The sequence below is a fragment of the Sphingomonas parva (ex Maeng et al. 2020) genome (assembly GCF_004564275.1).
GTDB lineage: Bacteria > Pseudomonadota > Alphaproteobacteria > Sphingomonadales > Sphingomonadaceae > Allosphingosinicella > Allosphingosinicella parva.
The window spans coordinates 1-1,372 of the sequence record NZ_SPDV01000082.1; the positions used below are offsets into that span (position 1 = coordinate 1).

General features: G+C 62.2%; 2 pseudogenes. Both read right to left on the bottom strand.

Going from position 1 to position 1,372, the window contains the following annotated elements:
* Nucleotides 1–178 (bottom strand): annotated as a pseudogene (locus E2493_RS22300) (IS110 family transposase); the annotation flags it as partial.
* 934 nt (nt 179–1,112) lie between these two features.
* Nucleotides 1,113–1,372: pseudogene (locus E2493_RS20240) on the bottom strand (IS110 family transposase); the annotation flags it as partial.

A 1,372-nucleotide genomic window follows, 5' to 3' on the forward strand; every position in this document is an offset into this window, starting at 1 on the left:
GATGCGCACCGCCGCACGCCTCCAGCGCTACAATGCATCGCGGCTGCCCCGCGAAGAAGTCGAGCAGCTTGCCGCGCGTGAGCTTGCGGCTGAACACCAGCGTACCGCGCGCATCTGCGCCATGCGCATGAAAAACACTCTTGGCGATATCCAGACCGATTGTGGTAACTTCCGACACGGACGCCTCCCTCAGTGGTGTTTCAACACCTCCACTTTGGCACATCGATGCCGTCGGGGGGCGTCCACCCCATCAGCTTTCCTTCCGTACACCCGTCGTCGACACCAGCGCGAGACGATCGGCTGGAGAGGGTGGAAGGCGGACTTAGGAGCAGCCCAAGTTCTCGACCTGGCGGTCGGCCTCTATCCGAAAGCGCCCGCAGCCATAGCCAGTAGCTCCCGTCGTTGTTGAGACGGTGTAGGTTTCTCCGACCCGAAGCCTCCTAGCGGCGACCGCAGGTGCTGGACTCCCAATCATGGCATCGGGAATGCCGCCGCTGCCGTAAACGTGCGGACGGCCGCGAAGCGGCACACCGTAGGGAATGGGGAATTTGTTCTCGCAGTCATCTTCGTAGGAGATTGACTGCTCCCACATCGTCTCGGCACTGTCCTCTTCCGACCGGACCTCAACGCGACGGACGCAGTCGGCACCCCACTGCGGATTGGCTTCGAACGCCAAGCGTCCATCTGAGAATTTGGCTCGCACGTCATACGAGTATGAGCAGCCAGACAGGGTGAGCGCACAGAGAACCGGAGTTGCAATTCGGAACATCTGCGTAAGGATTGGGCCGGATCGCCAATTTCCGCAATGGGTCGGATCACGACCAACCGGGCTCGGACGGCCGAAGGTCATCTGTGGACGCCCCTTCGGATGCAAGCGGTAAATCGGGGTAACGTTGGCACGTAGTCGGTTGCTGTCATCTGTCCGGCCTCGATGAGCAGCGCCATAGCTGCGGGCCAGTATGGGAGTTCGCGGACCGGATCCATTTCAGCTTTGCGCGCTTGGGTGGCGCTCTGACTTTCACTGGTTCTTCCAGCCCCGTCTCATCGACCGTTGTGCCATACCCTCCTTCGATCCGCCTACGTCCCCGACGCCTCTGGCTGCCGCCGCGACTTTACGCCGCGACTGCCGCCGGAGCTCTGTAGTCCTCCTTTTTCGTCAGCAGCGCCCAGGCCATGCGCGCCATCTTGTTGGCGAGCGCGACCGTGACGAGCATGCGTGGTTTGCGCGCAAGCATTCGCTCCAGCCACGAGCCTGCTGGCGCACCGTGGCGACATGCTCTCCGGACCATTGAGCTGCCGCCGATAATGAGCAATCGGCGGATGGTGCGCTCTCCCATCTTCGAGATGCTGCCCAGCCGCTGCTTGCCGCCTG